The following is a 20,869-nucleotide window of genomic DNA, read 5'->3' as shown; positions in this document are numbered from 1 at the left end:
CTTCTTTCTTTACGCAGGCAGGCCCCAATGGACCTTCGCAATATTGCGATCATCGCGCACGTTGACCACGGCAAGACCACACTGGTGGACGAACTTCTGAAGCAATCCGGAACCTACCGGGAAAACCAGGCCACGACCGAACGGGCCATGGACAGCAACGACCTGGAGCGCGAGCGCGGGATCACCATCCTGGCCAAGGCCACCTCTGTCGAATGGGATGGCCACCGCATCAATATCGTCGACACCCCCGGCCACGCCGATTTCGGCGGCGAGGTCGAGCGTATCCTGTCGATGGTCGATGGTGTGGTCCTGCTGGTCGATGCCGCCGAAGGCCCGATGCCGCAGACCAAATTCGTGACCTCCAAGGCGCTGGCCCTGGGGCTGCGCCCGATCGTGGTGCTCAACAAGGTCGATAAGCCCGACGCCGAACCCGAGCGCGCGCTGGACGAGGTGTTCGACCTCTTCGCCAACCTCGGCGCCACCGACGAGCAGCTGGATTTCCCGCACATGTATGCCTCGGGCCGCAACGGCTGGGCCGATATGGAACTGGACGGCCCGCGCAAGGATCTGCACGCGCTGTTCGACCTGATCCTGAAACACGTCCCCGCCCCGGCGCAGCAGCAGCACCGCGACGAACCGTTCCGCATGCTGGCCACCACGCTGGGCTCGGACCCGTTCATCGGCCGCATCCTGACCGGCCGTGTTGAAAGCGGCACCCTGAAACCGGGCGAAAGCGTGAAGGCGCTGGCCCGCGACGGCAAGCTTGTGGAAAACTTCCGCGTCACCAAGATTCTGGCCTTCCGGGGCCTGGGCCAACAGCCCATCGACGTGGCCGAGGCCGGCGATATCGTCAGCCTGGCCGGGATGACCAAGGCGACCGTGGCCGACACGATCTGCGCCCCGTCGGTGACCGAGGCGATCCCGGCCCAGCCGATCGACCCGCCCACCATCACCGTGACCTTCGGCATCAACGACAGCCCGCTGGCCGGCAAGGACGGCAAGAAGGTACAAAGCCGCGTGATCCGCGAGCGGCTGATGAAAGAGGCGGAATCGAACGTCGCCATCAAGGTGACCGACACCCCCGGCGGCGAAGCGTTCGAGGTGGCCGGGCGCGGCGAATTGCAGATGGGCGTTCTGATCGAAAACATGCGCCGCGAAGGGTTCGAACTGTCGATTTCCCGCCCGCAGGTGCTGTTCCGCGAAGAGGACGGCGTCAAGCTGGAGCCGGTCGAAGAGGTCACCATCGACGTGGATGACGAATATTCCGGCGTCGTGATCGAAAAGCTGACCGGCACGCGCAAGGGCGAACTGGTCGAAATGAAACCCGCCGGTGCGGGCAAGACCCGGATCATCGCCTATGTGCCGTCGCGCGGGCTGATCGGCTATCACGGCGAGTTTTTGACCGACACCCGCGGCACCGGGGTTCTGAACCGTGTGTTCCACGAATGGGCACCGCACAAGGGCGCGATTCCGGGCCGCCGCGCCGGGGTTCTGATCTCGATGGAATCGGGCATTTCGGTGGGCTATGCGATCTGGAAGCTGGAAGATCGCGGCAAGTTCTTCATCGGTGTGCAGGAACCCGTCTATCAGGGCATGATCATCGGCGAACATAACCGCGAGAACGATCTTGAGGTAAACCCGCTGAAGGGCAAGCAGCTGACCAACGTCCGCGCCAGCGGCACCGACGAAGCGGTGCGCCTGACCACACCGGTCAAGATGACCCTGGAAGCCGCCATCGCCTATATCGACGATGACGAACTGGTAGAGGTCACGCCGAACGCGATCCGGCTGCGCAAGCGCTATCTTGACCCGCACGAGCGCAAGCGCCACGCGCGGTCGGCAGGATAACAAACAAAAAGCCCCGGTTCAAAACCGGGGCTTTTTTCTTTGAACAAACGGATGCGGCGTTTAATCACTGGTCTCGACGATCAGCAACTCACGCTCGGACGCGCCGCGCGCGTGGCTCAGGGCCTGCTGATATTCGGGGCTGTGGTAACAGGCCTCGGCCGCCTCGACCGACGCGAACCGCGCCACCACGTTGCGCGGCCGGTCAGTGCCCTCAAGCTGAACATAGCGCCCGCCACGGGCGATGAAGCTGCCACCGTGCTTTGCGATCGCGGGACCCGCCAGCGCCGCATAGCGGCCATAGGCCTCTTCGTCGGTCACGGTCACATGTGCAATCCAGAGCGCGCCCATCCTATCCCCCGATCGCCGCTTCGGCGGCCTTGATTGCGGCCTCGGCATTGGCGGCATCCTTGCCGCCGCCCTGTGCCATGTCGGGCCGCCCGCCACCGCCCTTGCCCCCCAGTTCCGCCACTGCGGCCTTGACCAGATCGACCGCCGACACCCGGCCGGTCAGATCGTCGGTCACGCCTGCGGCGACCGCCGCCTTGCCGCCCGCATCCGCAATCAGCAGCACCGCGCCCGACCCGATCCGCGCCTTGTGCGCGTCGATCAGCGCCGGCAGATCCTTGCCCGACACCCCCGACAGCACCTGCGCCAGGAACGCCACGCCGTTCACGTCCTTCGTTTCGGGTACGGCCGTGCCCGCGCCGCCCGACATCGCCAGATCGCGCCGCAACTGCGCCACCTCGGCCGTCAGCGCCTTGCGCTCGTCCAGCAGGGCCTTGACCCGCTCGACGATCTCGCCCGGCTGCGTCTTCAGGGTGTCGGCCACCTCGGCCACGCGTTGCTGCTGACCGATCAGATGTTCCAGCGCCGCCGCGCCGGTCAGCGCTTCGATCCGGCGCACCCCCGCGCTGGAGGCACTGTCGCCCAGCACCACGCACAAACCGATATCGCCGGTCTGTTTTACATGGGTGCCGCCGCACAGCTCGATCGACCAGGTCTGGCCGTCCGTCCCCTTGCCGGTCGCGGCGCGGCCCATCGACACCACACGCACCTCGTCGCCGTATTTCTCGCCGAACAGCGCCTGCGCGCCGATGGCGCGGGCATCATCGGGCGTCATGATCCGGGTCTCGACCGGGGTGTTCTGGCGGATGAAGGCGTTGACCTCGGCCTCGACCTTCGCCAGTTCCGCAGCGCTCAGCCCCTTGCCGTGGCTGAAATCGAACCGCAACCGGTCCGCGGCATTGAGCGAGCCGCGCTGCGCCACATGGTCGCCCAGCGTTTCGCGCAGCGCCTCGTGCAGCAGATGGGTGGCCGAATGACTGGCCCGGATCGCGCCGCGCCGGCCGTGATCGACCCGCAGCTCCAGCGCATCGCCCGATTTCAGCGGGCCGGTTTCCGGCGTCACGCGATGGGCGAAAACGCCGCCCGGCATCTTTTGCGTGTCCGAAATCGCCCCCGCGCCGCCCGGTTTCAGATAGGTGCCGCTGTCACCGACCTGACCGCCGGATTCGGCATAAAACGGGGTCTGGTTGACGACCATCCAGCCGGTGTGGCCCGGTGCCAGCTCGCCGACCGCCTTGCCGTCCACCACCAGCGCGATCACCTGACCTTCGGCGATTTCGGTCTCGTAGCCCAGGAAATCGGTCGCGCCATGCGCTTCGGCCAGATCGAACCAGATCGCGGCATCCTTGGTTTCGCCCGAACCGGCCCAGCTGGCGCGCGCCTTCGCCTTCTGCTCGGCCATGGCCGCGTCGAACCCGGCGGTGTCCACCGCGCGGCCTTTTTCACGCAGCGCATCCTGGGTCAGATCCAGCGGAAAGCCGAAGGTGTCATACAGCTTGAATGCCGCCGCGCCGGGCAGCGCCGCGCCCTCGGGCAGCTTGGCCAGCTCGTCATCCAGCAGGTGCAGGCCGCGGTCCAGCGTCTGGATGAACCGGGTTTCCTCCAGCTTCAGTGTCTCTTCGATCAGTGCCTGTGCGCGGCCGAGTTCGGGGTAAGCGGCCCCCATCTGCGTCACCAGCGCCGGCACCAGCCGGTGCATCACCGGATCCTGCGCGCCCAGCAGATGCGCATGTCGCATCGCCCGGCGCATGATCCGGCGCAGCACATAGCCGCGACCTTCATTCGACGGCATCACCCCGTCGGCAATCAGGAACGAGGTCGAGCGCAGATGATCCGCGATCACCCGGTGATGCACATTGCCCGGCCCGTCGGGTTCGGACGAGGTGACATGCGCCGACGCCTCGATCAGCGCGCGCATCAGATCGGTGTCGTAATTGTCATGCTTGCCCTGCAGCAGCGCGCCGATCCGTTCCAGCCCCATGCCGGTATCGATCGACTGGTTCGGCAGATCGGCGCGGGTGCCGTCCTCGAACTGTTCGAATTGCATGAAGACCAGGTTCCAGATCTCGATGAACCGGTCGCCGTCTTCCTCGGGGCTGCCCGGCGGGCCGCCCCAGATGTGATCGCCGTGATCGTAAAAAATCTCGGAACACGGGCCACAGGGGCCGGTGGGGCCCATCATCCAGAAATTGTCATTGGTCGGGATGCGGATGATCCGGTCGTCGCCCAGCCCGGCCACTTTTTTCCAGATATCCGCGGCCTCGTCATCGGTGTGATAAACCGTGACCAGCAGCTTGTTCTTGTCGATCCCGAAATCCTTGGTCAGCAGCTCCCACGCGAAGGGGATTGCCTCTTCCTTGAAGTAATCGCCGAAGCTGAAATTGCCCAGCATCTCGAAGAAGGTGTGGTGGCGCGCGGTATAGCCCACATTGTCCAGATCATTGTGCTTTCCGCCCGCACGCACGCATTTCTGCGCCGTGGTCGCCCTTTGATAATCGCGCGTCTCGACCCCGGTGAACAGGTTCTTGAACTGAACCATGCCCGAATTCGCGAACATCAGCGTCGGGTCGTTGCGCGGTACAAGGGGGGAGCTGTCCACCACCTCGTGCCCGTTCTTGGCGAAGAAGTTGAGGAAGGTCGAACGGATTTCGTTCAGGCTCGGCATCGTCTGTGGCCTTTCCGGGGCTTGGCAATTCGCATCAGCCTCGTTTAGCCCTGCGCGCCGGGCCTGTCCACAGCAGACAGGCCGGGGATGTTTCCCCCCGGCCTGTCAGTCGTGCTGTCGCAGCGGGTCAGGCTTCCAGGATATCCGCGTCGCCGGCGGCGCTCATATCGAAATCGAGCCCATGCGCCGCGCGGATCTTGTCCTCGATCTCCAGCGCGGTTTGCTTGTGTTCCTTCAGGAAGGTCTTGGCATTTTCGCGGCCCTGGCCGATCCGCTCGTCGCCATAGGAAAACCACGAGCCCGATTTGTCGACCACACCGGCCTTCACCCCCAGATCCAGCAACTCGCCGGTCTTGGAAATGCCCTCGCCATACATGATGTCGAACTCCACCTGCTTGAACGGCGGCGCCACCTTGTTCTTGACGACCTTCACGCGGGTGGCATTGCCCACCACCTCGTCGCGGTCCTTGATCGCGCCGATGCGGCGGATATCGAGCCGGACGGAGGAATAGAATTTCAGCGCATTGCCGCCAGTCGTGGTTTCGGGCGAGCCGAACATCACGCCGATCTTCATGCGGATCTGGTTGATGAAGATCACCATGCAATTGGAGCGCGAGATCGAGCCGGTCAGCTTGCGCATCGCCTGGCTCATCAGCCGGGCATGGACGCCCACGCTGCTGTCACCCATTTCGCCTTCAAGCTCCGATTTCGGGGTCAGCGCGGCGACCGAGTCGATCACCACCATGCTAACTGCGCCCGAGCGCACCAGCGTATCGACAATCTCCAGCGCCTGCTCGCCGGTATCGGGCTGCGAAATCAGCAACTCGTCCAGATTGACGCCCAGCTTTTTGGCATATTGCGGGTCCAGCGCGTGTTCGGCGTCGACAAAGGCGCAGACGCCGCCCTTTTTCTGCTCTTCGGCGACGCAATGCAGTGTCAGCGTCGTCTTGCCCGAACTTTCGGGGCCGTAAATCTCGATGATCCGGCCCTTGGGCAGCCCGCCGATGCCAAGCGCGATGTCCAGTCCCAGCGATCCGGTCGAGGTCGACTCGATCTCGGTCACCGGATTGTCGGCGCCCAGTTTCATGATCGAGCCCTTGCCGAACTGCCGCTCGATCTGTGCCAGCGCGCTGTCGAGCGCCTTTTGCTTGTCGGAATTTCGCTTGTCGCTCATGTCCAGAAGATCCGCAGTGGCCATTGCATTGTCATCCTTATTTCACACCCTGCACGGGGCGGCAATGAGTGCTCTTGTTCTCATCTTTATGAGATCAAAGGGAGAACATTTCAAGTGAATTCTTCGAAACCATGTTCAATCACGACAGGTTAAGGAGTAGTTTACGCCAAAGAACGAATTAGAAGAAAATCGGGGCGAACGGGCGATGATGGTGTTCTGGAAGGCTGGGCTGGTGTTTCTTGCGGTGCCGAAGACCGGCACGCAGGCCTATACGGCGGCGCTTGGCGACATGGCGGATATGGTGGTCCGCCACCCGCCCGGGCTGAAACACATGGCGGCACAGCGGTTTCGGCGCAAGCTGCTGCCGGTACTGGACCCAAGCGGCACGGCCGATCTTCGAACCATGGCCGTGATTCGCGACCCGCTGGACTGGCTGGGCAGTTGGTACCGCTATCGTGGCCGCCCGGCGCTGAACGGGCAGCCGAATTCCACCGCCGGCTTGTCCTTCGATCAATTCGTCGCGGGCTATCTGGCCGCAGAGCAACCGGCCTGGGCCGGGGTCGGATCGCAGTTCCGCTTCGTATCGAACGGCCAGGGCAAGGTAATCACCGACTTTCTGTTCCCTTACGAGGATCAGGACGGGCTGCGCCACTTTCTGGCGGCACGGCTGGGCCGCGATCTTGCGCCACCCGCCGAAATGAACCGCTCGCCGGACGGTATCACGGTGCTTTCGCCGGAATTGGAGACGCGGCTGCGCAGCGAACGTGCCGAGGATTTCGCCCTGCACGCGGCAGTGGCGCGCGGCGATCACCGGCCGGCCTGAACCATCTCAGTGCATCTGATCGCGCACCGTCGTGGTCAGTTCGGTCAATGAGAAGGGCTTGGGCAGGAACACCGAATTCGGAATGCGGGCCTGGACCTCGGAAAAGGCGTTCTCGGCATAGCCCGAAACGAACACCACCCGCGTCTCCGGCCGGGCCTCCAGCGCCCGGCGCACCCAGCTGGGCCCATCCATGCCCGGCATCACCACATCGGTCACGAACACATCGACATTGATCTTGTCGTCCTTCAACGTCTCCAGCGCCTCTTCGGCATTCCCCGCCTCGAGCACCGTATAACCGCGCATCCGCAGCGCGCGAGAGGCAAAGGCGCGCACCGGGGCTTCGTCCTCGACCAGCAGAACCACGCCCTCGCCCTGCCCCGGCGCGGCGCGGGCCCGGTCCAGCGCCGCCGGCGGGCCTGCCGCCGATCCGGCGGCCTGCACATGTGCCGACCCGCCGACCGCCGCCAGCGACATCTCGGGCAGATCCGGCAATATGTCCCGTTCCTGAACCGCATCCGCCGCCCCCCCGGCGCGGGCCGGGAAATACAGGGTGAAACAGGTGCCCGATCCCGGCGCGCTGTCGACGAAAATGAAGCCGCCCGATTGCTTGATGATGCCATAGGCGGTGGACAGGCCCAGCCCGGTGCCCTCGCCCACTCGCTTGGTGGTATAGAACGGCTCGAACACCTTGGTCAGCTTATCTGCGGGGATGCCTTGCCCCTCGTCGATCACGCGCACCAGAACGTAATCGCCCGGTGCCACCAACGCCCGGTCGCGGTGCAGCTCTTCGCTCAGGTGGTGCATGGTCGTTTCGATCCGGATTTCGCCGCCTTCGGGCATCGCGTCGCGCGCATTGACCACCAGATTCATGATCACCTGCTCCAACTGGCGCTTGTCGGCCCGGATCCGGGTCAGGTTGGGGTCATGCGACACGGTGAGCCACACGCGCTCGCCCACCAGCCGGTTCAGAAGATGGGTCAGATCGGTCAGCGTTTCATGCAGATCGACCATTTCCGGGCGCAGCGTCTGCTTGCGCGAAAAGGCCAGAAGCTGCCGCACAAGGCTGGCCGCGCGATTGGCGTTCTGGTTGATCTGCATGAGATCGGCAAAATCCGGGTCGCCCTCGTCATGGCGCAGCAGCAGCAGGTCGCAATGGCCCGAGATCGCCGTCAGCAGGTTGTTGAAATCATGGGCGACGCCCCCCGCCAGCTGACCGATCGCCTGCATCTTCTGGCTTTGCACGAATTGCGCCTCGAGCGTTTTCAGCTCGGTCGCATCATGCAAGACCGCCACCAGCCCGGTTTCACCTTCGTCGTCGATACGCTCCAGCGTGACCTGAAGGAATACCTCCTTGTCGTCGCGGCGTACGCGCAGCACCTCGGCCCGATTGACGATCCGGTCCTCGGCCACTTCGGTCAGCCAGTCCAGTACCGGGCGCCCCAGCCCCTCGACCAGATCGGTCAGGTTCATCGCGCCTGCGGGTTGGCCCAGAAGGTCGCGCGCCAGCCGGTTGGCCATCGTCACCTCGCCGGTCAGGTTGAGCTTGAGCAGCGCCACCGGCAACGCATCGAAAAACGGCCCCGCATTGTCCGATGCCACACCGTGATCCAGCGGCAGAAAGTAGATCTCGCGCCGCCCGGTCCGGGTCTCGAACTCGACGATCCGGGCGGGCAGCGGGCCGTCGGCACCGCGCAGTTCGGCCACCGCGCCGGAGCGGATCGGCAACACCGGAAAGATCGTGTCGAGCGATTTGGCCCGTCCGCCCAACACCCGGCGCGCGGCCTCGTTCATGAACAGGATCGTATCGTTGCGCCCCACGGTCATGAACGGCAGGCTGAGCGCCTCGGCGCCGCGACCGCCGCCGCGCTCTTCCATTTCGTCGAACCGCCAGAAATAGGTCTGTGGCGCGATCCGGTGCACCGCGATGCGCACATGACCCCGCCGGGTGACCACATCCTCTTGTGCCGCGCCCTGCGCCTCGACCCGCGCCTGCAACCGATAGATCACCGCCGCAGGGTTGGCGAACAGTTCGCCCAATGCGCGGATCAGCGTTTCCTGCCGGGCCGTGCCGAACCGCGCCGCCGAGGCCGGGTTGCGCCAGATCACCTGACCGTCGACATCGGTGACGAAGCCCGGCGCGGTGTCCTGCGCGGCGAAGGCGTCGGCCAGCGCCAGCGGTCCCTTCCGCGCCCGTCCCCCGATCAACCGCACCAGCAACACCAGCGCCGCCAGCGTGCCCGCCGCCGCCGCCAGCAACGCGCCCGCCACCGGACCGGGCACATAAAGTGCGGCGACCATCAGCGCCAGCGCAAATCCAAGCACCTGTCGGCCGTGCGCCGCGAAAGCCGCGGAACGTTTCAGCAATGGGCTGGAACCGGGGTCCGTGACCGCCACCTGTGGCCTCCAATACGATTCGTGCTTCCCGCATTTCGACGCGATTTGGTTAAGCACCTCTTAAGAAGTTCGTATTGGCCGCAAATCGGTGCAATTTCCGCTAGATGGCGCGGTGCAAAAGCGAGAGGTGAAAACCGTCGCCGCCTTGCAGCAGGGTCAGGCTGCGCACCGCCTGCCGCGTCCAGCCGGGGCTGTGTGCCAGAAAGGCGTCGATCTGGGCACCGTTTTCGGCCGCCAGCAGGGAACAGGTGGCATAGGCCAGATGCCCGCCCGGCGCGACCAGCAGCGCCGCACGGTCCAGGATCGCCGCCTGGGTGGCCAGCAGCGCCTTGAGCGACGGTTCGGTCAGCCGCCACTTGGCCTCGGGGCTGCGTCGCCAGGCCCCGCTACCCGAACACGGCACATCGCACAGCACCAGATCGAACGGCGCCTCGGCCTCGGGCGCGTCGCCTTGCAGCAGCGTGACCTCGACCCCCGCCCGACCCGCCCGCGCGGGCAGATCGCGCAGCCGTTGCGGCGCGACGTCATGGGCAAAGAACCGCGCCCGCACCCGGCCTGCCATGGCCAGGACCTTGCCGCCGCCACCTGCACACAGATCCAGTACCCGCGCGTCCGCCGCAAGCGGCAGCATGTCGGTGATCGCCTGCGAGGCTGCGTCCTGCAACTCGACCAGCCCGGCGCTATAGGCCGCGCTGTTTTGCACCTGGCGCGGGTTGGTCAGCACCTCCAGCGCGGTGGGCGACAGCGGATGCGGCGCGGTATCGATGCCCTCGTCGGCCAAGGCCGCCTGGGCCGCATCGCGATCGCCCTTGCGCAGATTGACCCGCAGGAAGACCGGCGCGCGGTGGCGCAGCGCTTCCATCACCGGGGCGAAATCCGCGCCCAGACTGTCGCGCAGCGGCACCACCAGCCAGTCGGGACAATCGAGCGCCACCGCCTGCGCCAGATCGGCGCGGGTCACGGTCAGGGCGCGCTCGGCCTCGTTCAGCGGTGCGGGCGCGTGACCCTCGCCGGTAAAGACCTCGGCCGGGTCGGTGCCCGCGTCGCGCAGCGCGCCCAGCATCAGTCCGCGCCCGGTCCGCCCCCCGCCCAACGCCGCGTAAGAACGCAGACAGCGCAGCGCGTCGAACACATGATCGCGGATCGCGGCGCGGTCCTTCGAGCCCGCGAACCGGTTCTGCCGCCCCCATGTGGTCAGCAGCTTTTCGGCCGGCGCTCCGGCCAGAATTCCGTCCAGAAGGTCGATCGCTGCGGCGATCCGGGCGGCGGGTGTCATTGCGCCCCCCCCATGATGCGTTGAATCATTATCGTCCCGTACTTCATTGTTAACACGAACATTACTCCGGGTTTCACCTTTGGGAACATCCACAGATCATGGCCCTGCGCGATCTTTTGACCCGCCTGCAGCAAAAAGGACAGCCCTATCCATTCATACGCACTGACGAAAGGCCGGACCGGAGGTCAGGCCGGGACCAGCCGATGATACAAGTCGTGCCCGAACTGAACCGCGCCGCTTATTTTCAGAAGGCCGGTCGCTTCATTTTGCGCAAGCCTATCGAACTCGGCCTGCGGTTCATAGTACTTCTCCCCGGTCGGGCTAGCGGGAAATTTGCGATGGGTTCGGACGGGCCGCGTACCCGCCCGAACCCCGGCTGTCCTGAATGGGCACTACATTTTCAACGGAGAGTGTTCATTTTAGGAAATAAGTTGGTGGAACCGCCGGGAAAAACCCACGCGCCACCATCCTACGATCAGCCCGCAACCTGTCGTTTTTCGGCCCAGTCGGCAAATCTTGCACCGCTTGCGGCAAGCTCTTCCAGCAAGGGCGCGGGTTCCCACCCGGGACCGAAGCGGTCGTGCATCCCGCGCACCTCGTCCAGAATGCCCGCCAGGCCAAGGCGGTCGGCCTCATACATCGGGCCGCCACGCCAGGCGGGGTATCCGTAGCCATGGACCAGGATCATGTCGATGCTGGCGGGGTGGCTGACGATGCCTTCGCCCAGAATGCGCGCGCCCTCGTTCACCATCGCCGCATGAACGCGGCGCTGAAGGGCGGCCGCGTCAAAGGGCTGAAGCCGCGCCGGGGCGTTCCCGCCGGCCATGGATTTGATCAGCGCGGTCACCGCTGGGTCGACCAGCCGCGTGCCGTCGACATAGCGGTAATAGCCAGCCCCGGTCTTTTGCCCGAACCGGCCCATGTCGCACAGCCGATCGGCGATGGCACCGCTGTAACGAACCTTGGGATCCCAGGTTTCATACAGCCGCCTGCGCCGCGCGGCGGCGACATCCAGCCCGGCCAGATCCAGAACCGTGAACGGCCCCATCGCGAAACCGAAGGCTTCCAGCGCGGCGTCGACCTCTTCGGGCATGACGCCGTCCTCCAGCGCGAAATCGGCCTGCTGGCGCCATGTCGACAGAATCCGGTTGCCGACGAACCCGTCACAGACGCCGCAGGTGACCGGCAATTTGCCGATGCGCCGGGCCAGCGCGATTCCGGTGGCCAGCGCGGATTTGGCGCTGGCCGCGCCGCGCACCACCTCGACCAGACGCATCACATTGGCCGGCGAAAAGAAATGCATCCCGATCACGTCTTCGGGCCGGCCACTGGCCGCCGCGATGGCGTTGACATCCAGGTACGAGGTGTTGGTGGCCAACACCGTTCCGGGGCGTGTGACCTGCCCCAGCCGCGCAAATATCTGGGTCTTGATGTCCATGTTTTCGGGGGCGGCTTCGATCACGAAATCAGTGTCGGCAAGGTCATCGAACCGGGTGCTAAGCCGAAGCTGCGCCAGTTGCCCGGCGCGCCCTTCGGCGTCGATCCGCCCCGAGCGCGCCAGCCGGTCATACAGGCCGTCGATACGGGCGCGGCCCTTGTCCGCCGCCGCCGCGTCGGTCTCGACAAGCGTGACCCGAATCCCGTGGCTCAGCAGCGCCACCGCGATCCCCGCCCCCATGGTGCCCGCGCCGATCACCCCGACCGCGCGCAGCGGCCGCGCCGCAACCCCGTGCAGATCGGGCTCGCGCTGAACCTGACGTTCGGAAAAGAAGGCATAGCGCAACGCCCGCGCCTGATCCGTTCCGACAAGCGCTTGAAACAGTGCACGTTCGGCCACCAGCCCGCCCCGAAAGGGCCGAAGGGTGGATTGCCGGACCGCCTCGATCACACTCAGGGGCGACAATTGCCCGCGCGCGCGGCTGAACACCTGCATCGCGGCCTTTTCGAACTCGGCCGGGGTGAAATCCGGCACCGGCAGATCTGACGCCCGGCGCGGCGCCTGCCCGACCAGCGAAAGGGCAAGGGCGGTGGCCTCTGCGCGCAGGTCCCCTTCGGCCACCGCATCGATCAGCCCCAGCGCCAAAGCCTCGGTCGCGGGGATGTAGCGGCCGCTGCCGATAAGATCGAGCGCGGCGGCCACGCCCGCCAGCCGCGGCACCCGCTGGGTGCCGCCCGCGCCGGGCAGGATGCCCAGTTTCACCTCGGGCAGACCGACCTTGGCGGAACGGTCGGCGATGCGCGCATGACAGCCAAGCGCCAGTTCGAACCCGCCGCCCAGGGCGGTGCCGTGGATCGCGGCGACCACCGGTTTTTCGCACTGCTCGATCCGGTCGACGATGACGGACAGATGCGGATCGACCGGGGGCAGGCCGAATTCCCGGATCTCGGCCCCGGCGACAAAGGTCCGGCCTTCGCAGGCAATCACCATCGCCGCGACCGCGGGATCGGCAATCGCCGCCTCGACCGCAGCCAGCAGCCCGCCGCGCACATATTGCGATGTCGCGTTCACCGGCGGATTGTCGATCAGGATCAGCGCACAGGCGCCGTCCCTCCGGGGGTGCACGACAGAGGCATTCATGGATGTCTATTCCTTGTTCTGGGGGCGTCCGCGCGCCTGACGCTTCAGGATCCGGTGAAATGCGGCGGGCGCTTTTCGATCAGCGCGGCCACGGCCTCGCCCTGATCGTGGGTGTGCTGAATGATCGACTGATAGGCCGCCGCCAGTTCCAGACTGTCGGCCAGGCTCAGCTCTGCCGACTGCCGGATCAGCCGCTTGTTCAGCCGCGAGCCAAGCCGCGAGAACGACGCCACCCGCCCGGCCACGGCCAGCGCCTCGGCCAGCAGCGCCTCGGGCGCCACGACGCGCGACACAAGCCCCCACTGAACCGCGCGCTCGGGATCGACCACATCGCAGGTCAGCGCCATTTCCATCGCCCGCGACACGCCGACGACGCGCGGCAGATACCACGCCCCCCCATCGCCCGAGATCAGCCCGACCCGCGAAAATCCTTCGGAAAACCGGGTGCCGGTGGTCGAAATCCGGATGTCGCACATGCAGGCCAGATCGCAGCCCGCGCCGATGGCGTTGCCGTTCACCGCCGCGACGATGGGCATATCGACCGCATGGAACGCCTTGGGCAGGCGCTGAATATTACGGCGATAGGAGGCCTGCATTTCCGCAGGCGTGCCGGTGAACATCGGGTTGGTGCCGTTCAGCATGTCCTTGATGTTGCCGCCCGAACAGAAATCCGGCCCCGCGCCGGTCAGCACGGCGCAATAGACCTGCGGATCATTGTCCGCCTGCTGCAGCGCCGCAACCACCCCATCCACCATTTCATCGGACAGCACATTGCGCCGTGCCGGATCGTTCAGGGTCAGGATCGCGACGTTTCCGTCGCGCTCGGTCTTTACGATTTGATCGGTCATGTCTCGCTTTCCATTCGGGTCTGTGTCAGCGCGGCCCACATCTGCGCCCCGCCGCCCGTACAGGCCATCCGGCCCAGTTCTGCCTCGAAATCCGCCTGGCGCCCCCAGCGATCGCGCCAGGCCCACAGCCGCGTGGTAAAGCGGTGCAGATCGTGTTCGGCGGTGAACCCGATCGCCCCCATGACCTGATGCGCGGTCGCGGCCACGATCCCGGCCGCACGCGCCGCCTGCGCCTTTGCGATTTTCCAGTCGAGCGTGTCGGCCCTCTCGCCCGCGACCGCGCTCAACGCCCGCTCGAACGCAGCGCGGGTCAGCACGGTTTCGGAATAGCTGTCGGCAATCATGTGCTGGATGGCCTGAAATTTTGTCAGCGGGCGGCCGAACTGCTTGCGCGTCTGGACATAGTCCACCACGATTTCGGTCACCCGTTCCATCGCGCCCAGCATGGCCGCGGTGGTCAGCAGGGCGCCGCTGCGGTCGAGGTTGGCGGCGCCCGGCGGCAGATCGATGCGGGGCGCGGTGCCGTCCGACAGACCGGCGGCGGGCAGTTCCAGAACCGCCAGACCGGCCAGATCGTCAAGCGGCGACACGTCAGAACCAACCGGCAGGAGTGCCAGTTGCGGCTTGCCCGAGGTCGAAACCGGAACGCCAACCCATTCGGCCCCCGCAAACCAAGCTGCCCTGACCGGCGCACCGGGCCCCGGCGTCGGGGCCAGCGTCATCCGGCCGATCAGATCGGGCCGGTCGCACAGGGCAGCCATCTGGTTGCCCAGCATGATCTCGCCCACGGCAAGCGGCCCGGCATGATAGCCCCACAGGAACGACACGGTCGCCGCCACCTCGAAGTCGAACCCGACGCCGCCCTGCTCTTCTGGCACCAGCGTCAGCGCCAGGCCGGTTTCCTCGAATTCGGCCATGAACCCATCGGGGAGGCCCCGGGATGTGTCATGCCCCTGTGCGGCATGGCGCGACAGGAATTCACCCACCGTGCCGGCGACCATTTGTGAAATCTCGCTCATCGCAGCCCGATTTCCTTTGCAATAATACCTTTGAGGATTTCCCGTGTGCCGCCGCGCAGGGAAAACGACGGCGCGTTCAGAATGGCCAGGGCCAGGGCCACCGGAAGATCGTCGCCGGACTGCACCGGCATGACATCGACAAGGCCACGGGCGACGTCGGGGATTTCCTGCTCCAACGTGGTGCCCAACTCTTTCATCACGGTGGCCAGCCCCGACACCGGCTCTTTGCGTCCCAGCATCGCGGCGATGGAAAACGACAGGTTGCGGATCGCGCCCAGCCGGGCAAAAAGCCGCCCGACCTCGACCGCCGCGTGGCGGTCCGGGTCGGGGCCCAGGGCGTCGGTCAGCAGCCGCAGCACGGCGAAGGTCGAAAGATAGCGGTCCGGGCCGCTGCGCTCGAACGCCAGTTCCTCGGTCACCAGGCGCCAGCCGCTGCCCGCCTCGCCCAGCAGGTGGTCGTCATCCACGAACACATCATCGAACACGACCTCGTTCAGCTCATGCTCGCCCGCCAGATTGGCGATCGGAAACACCGAAACCCCCGGCGTGGTCATCGGCACCGCAAGTTGCGACAGGCCGGCATGGCGGTTGTCCGAGCGCGGCGCCGTGCGGCATAACACGATCATGTAATTGGCCACATGGGCGTTGGTCGTCCAGATCTTGCGGCCATTGATCACCCAGCCGCCATCCACCCGGTCTGCCTGCGTGCGGATCGAAGACAGATCAGAGCCCGAATCCGGCTCGCTCATGCCGATGCTGAAGGCGCAGCGCCCGGCGGCGATTTCGGGCAGCACCCGGCGCTTGAGCGTCTCGGTGCCGTTGCGCAGGAGCTGCGGGCCGCTTTGCCGGTCGGCGATCCAGTGAAAGCCAAGCGGCGCCGAGGCCGCCAGCAATTCCTCGCAGACGATGGTGCGCTCCAGCGGACTGCGTTCATGACCGCCGTATTCCTTTGGCCAGGTCATCGCGATATAGCCGCGCGCGGCGCATTTTTCGGAGAATTCCGCCCGCGCGGTGGTCCAGCTTTGCCGACCCGGACGCAGCGCGCCCGTCTCGGCCTCGGCCTGAACGAAGGCGCGAACCTCTGCCCGCAAATCGGGCATTTCATCGTGTTGTGCGGTGCTCAGCTCGCCGCGGCTTTGATATGTCATGAGAATTGGCCGGGCCTTGCACCGATCACGGCAAGCGCCCCTTTTCTATGTCCGACTGCCACTGTGGCCTACTCCCTTCGCGCCTGGGCGCCATCCTGTCGCACGGCCGATCCGATGTCGGTATCGAGGTTTGCGGACAGCACCAGTATTGGTATTTTTTAAGTCGTTATAAAAATACAGTTAGATGCGTCCCGGGATTCTGTCAACCTGTCGCTTGGGTCGAACGACCCCAATCCGATGGCATTTCGACACCGGCCGAACGGTGCCCCACTGCCCGCAAATGCGACTGACTGCTTGTATCCAGTATGAATCATATATTATCGTCGCGCCATGTCCAAACGGTATGACGGACCCCGCCGGCCCAGCCGATAACGGGCATTGGTTCGTCTAAATCCGGGTGGGCGCCATAATCGACGGGGATCGAGATGACCGAAGAACGCGCTGTAAAGAATGCAAATTTTGTATTTTTTGGTGGCTCAACCGGGATCGGCAGGGCGACGGCGCAGAACCTTGCCCGCCGCGGCGCCAATATTCTGATCGTGGGGCGCGGGCGTGACGCCGGCGAAGCCGCCGCCGCCGCGATGCGGCAGGCCGGTGCCACATCGGCCGAATTCCTGGCCGGCGATCTGTCCACGGTTGCCGGTGTCGGCGCGGTGGCGGACGGGGTACGCGCCTGGAAACCTGAACTGCACGGCATCATGCACACCGCGATGACCGCGTTCAACGGCAAACAGATGACGCCGGACGGGCTCGAATTCGCCTTCGCGCTTCAGTATTTCGCGCGGGCGGCGCTGAACCGGCTGCTGGCCGATCAGCTTGCTGCCTCGGGCGACGGACGCATTGTGCATATCGCGGGCAATGTCGGGGATTTCATCAAGGTCGATCTGGATGACCTTCAGTTCGAACATCGCAAATGGTCGTTCTTCAAGTCGGTTCTGGGCACCCATGTCCTGGGCTTTCTGCATATCCAGGAAGCCGCGAAACTGTGGCAGGACCGGCCCCTGACCATCGCCGCGGCCTGCGTGGGCGCGACCAAGACCAAAAGCATGTCAGACCCGGCGATGCCCTTCATCATGAAGGCCATGGGCTGGTTCGGCACCCGCCCCGAGGTTTCGGCGGTCAATGCGATCCGGCTTCTGACCGATGCGGATGTGCGCCACGCCAACGGCGCGGCCCTGCGCAGCCCGAAGAAATACAAACCCGAACCGCTGGCGATGGACCCGGCCAAGGCCGCCAGGCTCTGGTCCATCACAACCACAATCGCCCAGGATCATGGCCTGTCCCTGCCCTGAGCGCAGGCATGGATCGACCCGTGGGGGACAGTCCCCCACGGGTTCGGCTTTCAGAACTTGTAGGCGACCTTGACACCGGCCCCCAGAACCGAATTCCCGGTCCAGTTGCCAGTTTCCGGGTTCTTGGCGTCACCGACATCCACATAGTTCACCCCAACGGTGTATTGCGTCTTACCGGCGCTATAGACCGCGCCAAGGGCGATGCTTTTGAACCCGTTGACAGGATTCAGCACGTCGAAACGCGACTTGGTGGTCGGCTCATAGCCCAGTTCCACAACCCCGATCCATTTGTCAGAGAAGATGCGCCCGGCGCCCAAGCGGTAGGTCGTCATGTTCTCCAGATCGGACAAAAGCAGCCCCGAGATCGGAAAGCGGGGTTCCGTTTCTTCCCAGTGCACCCAGCGCGCGCCGCCAAAGACGAATGTCTTGGGGTTGATGCCGGTCAGGAATTCGAAGTTGACCGATTCCGGGAATTCGGGCTGCCAGGTGTTCGGAACGCCCAGTTCGACCGACTTGTTGTGGAACTTGATCTTGGAGTTATAGGTCAGCGACGCCCGGCCATGGATCATCGGAATTTCGAACGCACCGCCGATGACATATCCCAACGCGTAATCCGTATCGGTCGTGAAGCTGTAGTTGAAATAGGTGGTGCCGGTTTCCGGGATGAACAGCACCGGCAGCGAGAAGAGCGTCTTGTGCGACTGCGCGCGCACACCGCCGTGGACGCTCCAGTTGTCATTGAACTTGTAGCGCAGCAGGCCGGTGACGGCTTTGGTGTCGATCTTGGCGACCAGCCCCTGATAGATGCTGGGGCCGCGATATTCGGCCTCGGCGTAAAAAGGCGTGTCCATGATCAGCGCATAGGACAGCCGGTCGTTGATATCGCCCTTCAGGGCCCCGCTGAAAAAAACCGGATTGGCGGCGAATTCGCCCATGTCGCCCCCGAACGGATCGGTGCCCGACACCTTCACATTGGCCGCGCTGAAGCCCAGTTCGACATGGGTTCCCTGCTCGAAAAGCGGCGTGATGCTTTGCCCTGACAAATCGGTATTTCCGGCCTGTGCTGCCGTAGCCCCGAGCATCAGCATGATGCTCTGGATATAAGTGGCGACTTTCATTTCTTTCTCTCTCCCTTTTGGTACGTCTTCTACGAAGTTTTCGCCGCTCGACGCCGACACCAGACGATCTGGCAAAGATTATCCATTCGGATCAGGGGATTATCCCTCTCCGTTCGAAAATCCGACGCCTTCGGAAAATACGCTTCCGCTTTCGGTCCGGCCGGGCCAAAGCCTGTGTCGATCGGGCGGCAGGGCTGTGAATGATCCCCCACCGGCCTGTCGGCAGCGGTGCTTGGCAGGCTTTCGAGAAAGCTCAGATGTGACGGGCGGAACCTTGCGGGCCCTTCAGCACGAAGGGGCGGATGCCCCTGCCGGATGCCCGGCGCGCGTGGCGCCTGCCATTCCCGGCGTGTCCGGTTGTCACCAGTGTCTCCTCCCAATATGGGCAGGGTCTTGCGTCGCGCGATGCACCCTCCCTCCTTGCGGATGCATCGGCCGGATCGACCACCGCCCCCTCCATGTCACGCAGTTTGATGCCGCAATCGTGCAACATATATTTTTTATTCTTATAAAAATACGAGTAAGCTAAGCCTCCTATCCTGTCAACATGGCGGCACGCTGCCTAAACCCGTTCAACGGCGCAGTTTTCCCGCCTTTCCCCCGCCTTTTTGGCCGAACTCTGAATGCCACCGGATATTTAAGGTGGAATAATATACATTATTTTCTGCCACTTACCGCAAATCAACGCCCAATCAGAAACGACGATGGTGCCGCTGGCTGCGAAATGCGGAACGAGCGTATGAAATTGCGCAATTAACGATTTTTCTGGGAATTCCTGCAAAAAACGATATTCTGGACGCACCTTATGTCTTAGGGGATCGCCAACTGACCCCATCTGAAATATGCAGGAGTCCCATGAACGAAAGCCACCCTGTACCTGGCGCCTCTTCGGAAACAATGTCGACGCTTGTCTATCGAAGGCTGCGGAGCGACATTCTAACCTGTAACTTCCCGCCTGGCAGCAAATTGAAGATAGAGCGGCTGACCGATCTTTACGGCGTCGGCGCCAGCCCCACCCGCGAGGCGCTGAGCCGGCTCTCTACCGAGAATTTCGTCAAGCGACATGAACAGAAAGGCTTTCAGGTCGCCCCTGTCAGCATGGAAGAGTTTCAGGAACTGTCCAGGACCCGTTCGCTGCTTGGCAAGATCATCCTGGCCGAATCCATCGAGCGCGGCGATGTCGCCTGGGAAGAACAGATCATCCTGGCCGAAAGCCGGCTCCGGCGGACGCCTCAGTTCACCGAAACCGGCGAAATGCACCCTGACTGGGCCCGGAACCATAAATCGTATCACATGGCCATGGTCGCGTCCTGCGGGTCGCGCTGGCTTCTCGATTTTTCGGAAAACCTGTTCGACTGTATGGACCGCTACCGCGTTCTGGCGCTGAAGGCCGGCGCCGAAAACCGGGACGCGCAGAAAGAGCACAGGGATCTGATGGAAGCGGTGCTTGATCGCGACGTGGACACCGCCGTCCGGCTCCAGCAAGAGCATATGTCGGCGACGGCAAGGGCCATTACCGGCTCTCAGTTCAACAAGATCGACTTTAGCAAAGAGAATGCACTATTTGCCCGCCCCCGCTAGCCGCCGCATCGGTCATTGCGGCGGCGGTACAGGCAACCGGAAACGACCAGCGAGTTGATGCGCATCTGCTGGTCGGTCGGGATGAAACCGCGGCGCAGCCAGACAACCGTTGCCGATCCGTCAGACCGCATTAGAAGGGGAACAGCCGTTTTCCCGGACTGCGGGATGCACAAAAGGAGATCGACACCGCCATGACCACCCTGCCCGGCCTGCACCTGCCCCCTGTCCCCGACGCCGCCTGGCCCGAGGAAATCGCCGAGATGCGGCACGGCTTCGCCGGTGCTCTCAACGTCTATCGCGTCATGGCGCACCACCCGGCGTTGCTGCGCGCCTGGGCCGCGCTGCGCGATCATGTGGTCGTCACCAACGTGCTGGGTCCACAGCGTAGCGAGGTTGTCATCCTGCGCACCGGGGTGCGCCTGGGATCGGCGTATGAGTGGGGGCATCATGTTTCGCGCGGACGCGCATGTGGCATGGACGACGCGCGCATCGCCGCGCTGCGTGGGCCGGTGGCCGGCATGGCGCCCGAGGATGCGCTGATCGCCGGCGCGGTGGACGAGCTGTTCGATCACAAGCAACTGACGCCCGCCACCGCCGCCACCCTGGCTGACCTGGTCGGGTCGGAGGGCGTTTTGGACGTGATCGCGACGGTGGGGTTCTATTCCACCCTTGGTTATATCCTCAATTCGTTCGACACGCCGCTGGACGACCGGATCGCGCAAGATCTGTCCGAACACCCGCTGAACGGCTGACTGCGGCC

At 64.5% G+C, this 20,869-nt stretch carries 15 protein-coding genes; 5 read left to right on the top strand and 10 right to left on the bottom strand.

What is annotated here, in order from left to right:
- Positions 1-27: 27 nt before the first annotated feature.
- Positions 28-1,848, top strand: coding sequence for a translational GTPase TypA (gene typA / locus ACSR1C_RS11590; protein WP_460259317.1), 1,821 nt, complete (start codon positions 28-30; stop codon positions 1,846-1,848).
- A gap of 60 nt (positions 1,849-1,908) precedes the next feature.
- Here the strand turns inward: typA and ACSR1C_RS11585 are convergent, their stop codons facing one another.
- The 3 genes from ACSR1C_RS11585 to recA all read right to left on the bottom strand — a co-directional run bounded on the left by ACSR1C_RS11585 (position 1,909) and on the right by recA (position 6,056).
- Positions 1,909-2,196: a DUF1330 domain-containing protein gene (locus ACSR1C_RS11585; protein ID WP_460259318.1), complete on the bottom strand. Its 288-nt coding sequence runs from the start codon at positions 2,194-2,196 to the stop codon at positions 1,909-1,911.
- A gap of 1 nt (position 2,197) precedes the next feature.
- Positions 2,198-4,858, bottom strand: coding sequence for an alanine--tRNA ligase (alaS, locus tag ACSR1C_RS11580; RefSeq protein WP_460259319.1), 2,661 nt, complete (start codon positions 4,856-4,858; stop codon positions 2,198-2,200).
- A 127-nt stretch (positions 4,859-4,985) separates the two neighbouring features.
- A complete protein-coding gene (gene recA, locus ACSR1C_RS11575) occupies positions 4,986-6,056 on the bottom strand; it encodes a recombinase RecA (RefSeq protein WP_460259320.1) in 1,071 nt (356 codons plus the stop codon).
- Between the two features lie 181 nt (positions 6,057-6,237).
- On the opposite strand from recA, the gene ACSR1C_RS11570 reads away from it, so the two are divergent.
- Entirely contained in the window at positions 6,238-6,855 is a 618-nt protein-coding gene (locus ACSR1C_RS11570) for a gamma-glutamyl kinase (protein ID WP_460259321.1), read from the top strand.
- 6 nt (positions 6,856-6,861) lie between these two features.
- Here ACSR1C_RS11570 and ACSR1C_RS11565 read toward each other — a convergent pair whose 3' ends face one another.
- From ACSR1C_RS11565 to ACSR1C_RS11540, 6 genes are all read right to left on the bottom strand, one after another.
- Positions 6,862-9,153, bottom strand: coding sequence for an ATP-binding response regulator (locus ACSR1C_RS11565; protein WP_460259546.1), 2,292 nt, complete (start codon positions 9,151-9,153; stop codon positions 6,862-6,864).
- Positions 9,154-9,349: 196 nt separating this feature from the next.
- Complete coding sequence (locus ACSR1C_RS11560; protein WP_460259322.1) at positions 9,350-10,525, bottom strand: RsmB/NOP family class I SAM-dependent RNA methyltransferase; 1,176 nt, start codon at positions 10,523-10,525, stop codon at positions 9,350-9,352.
- Between the two features lie 475 nt (positions 10,526-11,000).
- The gene (locus ACSR1C_RS11555; protein ID WP_460259323.1) at positions 11,001-13,103 is read right to left on the bottom strand and encodes a 3-hydroxyacyl-CoA dehydrogenase NAD-binding domain-containing protein; all 2,103 of its coding nucleotides are present in this window, start codon (positions 13,101-13,103) and stop codon (positions 11,001-11,003) included.
- 44 nt (positions 13,104-13,147) lie between these two features.
- Positions 13,148-13,951 (bottom strand): enoyl-CoA hydratase-related protein, encoded by an 804-nt coding sequence (locus ACSR1C_RS11550; RefSeq protein WP_460259324.1) that lies wholly within the window; start codon positions 13,949-13,951, stop codon positions 13,148-13,150.
- Positions 13,948-14,970, bottom strand: coding sequence for an acyl-CoA dehydrogenase family protein (locus tag ACSR1C_RS11545; RefSeq protein WP_460259325.1), 1,023 nt, complete (start codon positions 14,968-14,970; stop codon positions 13,948-13,950). The genes ACSR1C_RS11550 and ACSR1C_RS11545 overlap by 4 nt, the downstream gene beginning before the upstream one ends.
- Positions 14,967-16,118 carry an acyl-CoA dehydrogenase family protein gene (locus ACSR1C_RS11540; RefSeq protein ID WP_460259326.1) on the bottom strand — a complete coding sequence of 384 codons (1,152 nt, stop codon included), beginning with the start codon at positions 16,116-16,118 and terminating at the stop codon, positions 14,967-14,969. The genes ACSR1C_RS11545 and ACSR1C_RS11540 overlap by 4 nt, the downstream gene beginning before the upstream one ends.
- A 425-nt stretch (positions 16,119-16,543) precedes the next feature.
- Between ACSR1C_RS11540 and ACSR1C_RS11535 the strand changes: the two genes are divergently transcribed.
- Positions 16,544-17,410 carry an SDR family NAD(P)-dependent oxidoreductase gene (locus tag ACSR1C_RS11535; RefSeq protein WP_460259327.1) on the top strand — a complete coding sequence of 289 codons (867 nt, stop codon included), beginning with the start codon at positions 16,544-16,546 and terminating at the stop codon, positions 17,408-17,410.
- Between the two features lie 50 nt (positions 17,411-17,460).
- Here the strand turns inward: ACSR1C_RS11535 and ACSR1C_RS11530 are convergent, their stop codons facing one another.
- Positions 17,461-18,528 carry an outer membrane protein transport protein gene (locus tag ACSR1C_RS11530; protein ID WP_460259328.1) on the bottom strand — a complete coding sequence of 356 codons (1,068 nt, stop codon included), beginning with the start codon at positions 18,526-18,528 and terminating at the stop codon, positions 17,461-17,463.
- An 855-nt stretch (positions 18,529-19,383) separates the two neighbouring features.
- Here ACSR1C_RS11530 and ACSR1C_RS11525 point away from each other — a divergent pair.
- Together ACSR1C_RS11525 and ACSR1C_RS11520 are read left to right on the top strand one after the other, a co-directional pair.
- The gene (locus ACSR1C_RS11525) at positions 19,384-20,109 is read left to right on the top strand and encodes a GntR family transcriptional regulator (protein WP_460259329.1); all 726 of its coding nucleotides are present in this window, start codon (positions 19,384-19,386) and stop codon (positions 20,107-20,109) included.
- A 191-nt stretch (positions 20,110-20,300) separates the two neighbouring features.
- Positions 20,301-20,861: a carboxymuconolactone decarboxylase family protein gene (locus ACSR1C_RS11520; RefSeq protein ID WP_460259330.1), complete on the top strand. Its 561-nt coding sequence runs from the start codon at positions 20,301-20,303 to the stop codon at positions 20,859-20,861.
- Positions 20,862-20,869: the final 8 nt, after the last annotated feature.

It is taken from the genome of Actibacterium sp. D185-2, assembly GCF_054954595.1.
This window is presented reverse-complemented; position numbering and strand designations above follow the sequence as displayed.